Source organism: Dermacoccus sp. UBA1591, assembly GCF_002322065.1.
GTDB lineage: Bacteria > Actinomycetota > Actinomycetes > Actinomycetales > Dermatophilaceae > Dermacoccus > Dermacoccus nishinomiyaensis.
The window spans coordinates 1-2,287 of sequence record NZ_DCNR01000095.1 but is presented as its reverse complement, the minus strand read 5'-3'; the positions used below and the strand labels follow the sequence as shown (position 1 = coordinate 2,287).

Annotated in this window: 3 protein-coding genes; all 3 read left to right on the top strand. The window is 69.7% G+C overall.

All coding sequences use genetic code 11. From position 1 onward, the window contains the following. The first annotated feature begins 71 nt into the window (after positions 1 to 71). Positions 72 to 668 (top strand): TetR/AcrR family transcriptional regulator, encoded by a 597-nt coding sequence (locus B2284_RS10445; RefSeq protein ID WP_165584163.1) that lies wholly within the window; start codon positions 72 to 74, stop codon positions 666 to 668. Further along, positions 665 to 1,816 (top strand): alanine racemase, encoded by a 1,152-nt coding sequence (locus B2284_RS10440; RefSeq protein WP_286697454.1) that lies wholly within the window; start codon positions 665 to 667, stop codon positions 1,814 to 1,816. Before B2284_RS10445 ends, B2284_RS10440 begins: the two co-directional genes overlap by 4 nt. Further along, a partial coding sequence (locus B2284_RS10435) for an FAD-binding protein (protein WP_286697453.1) occupies positions 1,809 to 2,287 on the top strand: 479 nt, incomplete at its 3' end. The genes B2284_RS10440 and B2284_RS10435, both read left to right, overlap by 8 nt.

Sequence of the window (2,287 nt, the reverse complement as noted above, 5' to 3'; positions counted from 1 at the left end):
CAGGTGACCATCTGGGTGTCGAATGTGGTGCAAGACACATGTCCAGTTGAGGGGGCGTTAAAGTCGCAGTTATGCCTCGGCTAGACATCGAAACGCGACGCGCGCAACTCATCCGGGCGGCCGTCGCGATCGCCCTGCGGGACGGTCTGGACAACACGACCGTCCGCCGTATCGCGACGGAGGCGGGCGTCTCGCTCGGCACCGTCCACTACTGCTTCGACAGCAAGAAGGCGCTGCTCGAAGCCATGGTCGAGTCGATCGCGACTCGCGACATCGAGGCGGCGTCACTGCCGTTGCCGGACGACGTCTCGCCCGTCGACGCCATCCGCGCCGCGTTCCGCCACTACTGGTCGATCAGTGGTGCGCAGGCGGACCGGCAGCGACTCGTCTACGAACTCGTCGCCTACCTCGTGCGTCAGGAAGACTCGGGCCCCGAGCTCGCGCGCCGCATCTTCGCCACGAACTACGCGATCGTCCACGACTTCGTCGAGACCTTCCAGACACGCTGGTCGAACGACCTCGGCATCCCGACCGAGGTCGTCCAGCGCATGGTCATCGCCATGACGGACGGCGTCGCCCTCGCCTGGCTCGCCGACGGTGATGACGACAAGGCGCTCGCCGTCCTCGACGCCTTCGCCGGCCTGTTCGCCGACCGAGTGTCCGCGTGAGCGTCTTCGACACACCGTTGGGGCCGATCGGGGCGCCGACGGGCGTTCTCGACCGCGCAGCGTTCACGCGCAACCTGACGGCGCTACGCGACGTCGCGGCCCCCGTGCCGCTGCGCATCGCGACGAAGTCGATCCGCGTGCGCGCGCTCATCGAGGAGGCGCTGCGCCACGACGGCGTCAGCGGTCTGCTCGCCTATTCGGTCGCCGAGGCGCGGTGGCTCGTGTCTCACGGGCTACGTGATGTGCTCGTCGCCTACCCGAGCACCGACGCCGTCGCGATGCGCGCCATCGCCGACGACGAGGACGCACGCGCCACCGTCACGCTCATGGTCGACTCGCCCGAGCACGTCGCGATGATCGCGCGCGTCGCCACGGAGGCGGGGGTCGTGCTGCGCCTGGCCATGGACGTCGACATGACGTTCAAGGTCGGTCCGTTCACCGCCGGAGCACACAGGTCCGACGTGCGTACGCCCGAGGACGCCGTCAGCCTCGCGCAGTGCATCGAGCGGACGCCGGGCGTCGAACTCGTCGGCTGCATGTTCTACGAGGCACAGATCGCGGGCGTGCCCGATTCGACGCCCGGTCACCGCCTCATGAAGTGGGCGTCGATGCGCGAGATCGAGGGCCGCCGACGCGCCGTCGTCGACGCGCTGCGGGCGTACTCCGACCTCGAGATCATCAACGGAGGCGGCACGGGATCGGCGCACATCAGCGGGCGTGACGGCGTGCTCGGCGACATCGCCGTCGGCTCCGGTCTGTTCGCGCCGCGCCTGTTCGACGGCTACCGCGCGCTGCGCACCAAACCGGCCTGCTGGTTCGTCTCACCCGTCGTGCGCAAACCCGACCCTCAGACCGCCGTCACGTATTCGGGCGGCTACATCGGCTCCGGGCCGCCGTCACGCTCGCGGGTGCCGGTGCCCGTGCATCCGCGTGGGCTCAAGTACTACGGCCAGCTGGGCGCGGGGGAGGTGCAGTCGCCGCTGCACGGAGCGTCCGCGCGCGGGTTGAGCATCGGTGACCACGTGTGGTTCCGCCACTCCAAGGCGGGGGAGATGTGCGAGCGGTTCGACTCGATCCTCGTCGTCGAGAACGGCGCCCTCGTCGACGAGGTCGCGACCTATCGGGGAGAAGGGCAGAACTTTGGCTGAGTGGAGCAACTGGGCCGGCAACGTGACGGCGACGCCGCGCGAGGTCGTCACGCCGCGATCACGCGACGAGGTGGTTGCGCTCGTGCAGCGCGCCGCGGCGTCGGGCGGGCGGGTCAAACCGGTCGGTGCAGGGCACTCGTTCACGGCGATCGCGGAGCCCGTCGACGTCCAGGTGCGTCTCGATGCGCTGAGCGGCATCGTCGTCGACGAGGCGACGAACCGGGTGCGCATCAAGGCGGGGACGCACCTGTACGACCTCGTCGAGCGGCTCGCCGAACACGGGCTCGCGCTGCCCAACATGGGCGACATCGACCGTCAGACGATCGCGGGGGCGGTCTCGACGTCGACGCATGGCACAGGGCTCGGCTGGACCGGGTTCGGTGGCGCCGTCGTCGGCGGCGAGATGGTGACGGGCACCGGCGAGGTTCTGCGCTGGAGCGACGGCGGGGAGAACGCCGACCTCGTGCCGGC

Bases quoted from the DNA above. Each gene is read 5' to 3' on its own strand.
- B2284_RS10445 (WP_165584163.1), top strand. From the start codon at position 72: ATGCCTCGGCTAGACATCGAAACGCGACGCGCGCAACTCATCCGGGCG.